Genomic DNA, 2383 nt, shown 5'->3' with positions numbered 1-2383 from the left:
CTCTGAATCCATCTCGACCTCAATAAAGTGCTCTTGGTAGTCGGGTAAGACGCCCTCGCCCATCTCTTTGAGTTTGACGAACACCGTATACGGCAAAACATATTTCGCGACCCCGAGCGGCCCAAAACCAGGTGCGCGGGTTTGACTCACTCGCACGTTTTTGCCTTTGGCCGTTTTATGGTTCGCCTCATCCGTCACCTTCATGATTTCCTTGATGATGCCGTGCTCTTGTGAAAACGCGAGCGCGGCACTGCCCAGCTTGCCACGATGATAACGGTAACCGTCGTTCATCATGATGCTGGGCATGGTACGCCACAAAAGATAAAAGAGGTCTTCAGCGTAGCCGCCCATCAAGGTTCCGGTGAGTAGCAAACATTGTTTAACCGAGCTGGCTAAGACTTGCATCGCTTGTCCTTGCGCAGCGCCAGAATTCTTATATTCGTGCGCCTCATCGATAACCAACCAGTCAAAGAACCCGTAAGGGAAATAACGCTTAATGAACTCACTCGCCTGATAATCGCCCTGTCCGAACGCAAATTGCGTCTTAGCCAGTTTTCGCTCTATCCGCTCAGCTTGTCGCTCATTAAAGACAAATTCCCCCTCAGCATCGAGCAAGTTCACCAACTCATAGATATTGTCGGTCAATGCTTTAGCGAGGACTCGTTCTCCAAATCCGTCCAACAAGCGCCCTGCGGTGACCTTCCCGATGGTCGGTAGTGTCTGCAGTGCGCGTGAGACGGTTTTCGTTAAGTTGTCGTCTTGTCGTTGACGTTTCAATGTCCACAGTGCGCTATGACAATGAGCACAACGCAACTGTTGGTCTACAGGAAAATGACTCGGTGCAATTAACTCGCCTTCTTCATCTTTAACCAGTTGACCACAATCTGGGCAACAGACAAATTTGAGTAGGGCGGTTTGCGCTCGAAGTCCATCATGACCCAAGGTTCGTTTTAGGGTTTTGGTTTGGTAAGCCGGTTGCCAGTGGTAACCCATGCGCATCCGAACTCGACCCAGCACCACATACTCTGGTCCGTCATGCTTGGCTGCTTCTCGAAGTTTAAGCAAAGAAAGCAACGTATCCGGTCCATTGAGTACCCATACCTTCGCATCTGGCACCGTATCGAGAATTTCTCGACGCCATTTGTAGACCAGATGTGGCGGTGACAGCACTAAAAAGCGTTGTGCCTTTCCTTCATGGTAAGCAATGGCGGTTGCCGCAATTCCCATCATCGTTTTTCCAACACCCATTTCTCCGTTGAGTATGCCTGCTGGGGCGTGCTCATCGAGAAGTAGGGTACTGATGGCTTGTATCGCTTCCGCTTGCACCTCAAACGGTGTTCGTTTAAGCGATTGCAGGATGCGCGTTCGAGCCTCACTCGGTGATTGGTATCTCGCCGGGTGCGCCGCTTCAATGTTGGACAAAAGCCCTTCACCAAATTGGTCGATGAAACTGTGCAGAGATAACACGTTGTCGCAGGTTGTCTCTACCATGGTTTCTTGTTGGGGTTGCGAGCTCATGCGTACACCTCCTTATTCAGAGGCAGTAAGCCTTGTTGCAACAACTCACTGATTAACGTTTCAATCTCTTCAATCGGTAAATCAATTAAATACCCATGAAGACCATAAGACGGCAATACTGTGATATGCGCCCGTAACCTTGGCTGCAGCGCGCTTTCCCATTCATCCAGCAAGGGTAAATGACAAAGCTGTTTGAGCGTTGGCCAGAGTGCAATCCAAGGCTGAGGCTCAGTACTGAGCACCGTCATGGATTGACCCCTTGGTTTTTGCACATCCGGTTGAAACAACCAGGTATGCACCCATTCCCCCACCTCGGTAAACTTAGGTAATCGAGTGGTACGCTTGGTGAGCATTTTGGCTTGTGCAAAATCGAGCACCAATTTATCCCCACTAGGGAGGGTAACGGTCATGACGCGCAGTCCCCCTTCGGAAAGAGGCAGTGTTAAGGCCGCAAAAAAATGCTGCATCACACCATCTCGTCCCCAGACAGACAAAAATTGCACCAATCCCGTGGTAGAGGTGACAACGGCATCCAGATAGAGACCGTTGTCGAGTTCGATTAAAGAACGGTTAATATTGACATTCATGATGAAGGCTCCAAAAAAAAAGAAAGGCGCCTTCCCGTTAGGAATAAGCGCCTAACGGGCAAACACACACAAGGGTGTGCTTGGTCTATTGAATGATAACGATACGACCAAAGTCCTCACCTGGGGTGAGGTCGATGGCGCGTATCAAGGGTTGAAATTGGTCAATCTTGGTGGTGATGGTTTGATGCTCATCGATACTGGTCATGGTGCGCTGTACTTTTTGAGTACCCCCCTTAACCAAAAGCGTTCGCAATCCATCATTACTCACCACCTTGCCA

2 protein-coding genes and 1 pseudogene are annotated in these 2383 nt (G+C 49.8%); all 3 read right to left on the bottom strand.

The window, feature by feature from the left end:
• On the bottom strand, positions 1–1518 hold a 1518-nt coding region (locus RH85_RS10375; RefSeq protein ID WP_006712183.1), incomplete at its 3' end, for an SNF2-related protein.
• A complete protein-coding gene (locus RH85_RS10370; RefSeq protein ID WP_006712182.1) occupies positions 1515–2105 on the bottom strand; it encodes a hypothetical protein in 591 nt (196 codons plus the stop codon). The genes RH85_RS10375 and RH85_RS10370, both read right to left, overlap by 4 nt.
• Positions 2106–2190: 85 nt before the next feature.
• Positions 2191–2383: pseudogene (locus tag RH85_RS10365) on the bottom strand (DUF6094 domain-containing protein); the annotation flags it as partial.

The sequence above is a fragment of the Vibrio ichthyoenteri ATCC 700023 genome, assembly GCF_000222605.1.
Lineage (GTDB): Bacteria > Pseudomonadota > Gammaproteobacteria > Enterobacterales > Vibrionaceae > Vibrio > Vibrio ichthyoenteri.
The sequence above is the reverse complement of the archived record's forward strand: the minus strand, read 5'-3'. Positions and strand labels throughout refer to the sequence as shown.

Coding starts and splice junctions, on each gene's coding strand:
- RH85_RS10370 (WP_006712182.1), bottom strand. CDS start 2,105: ATGAATGTCAATATTAACCGTTCTTTAATCGAACTCGACAACGGTCTC.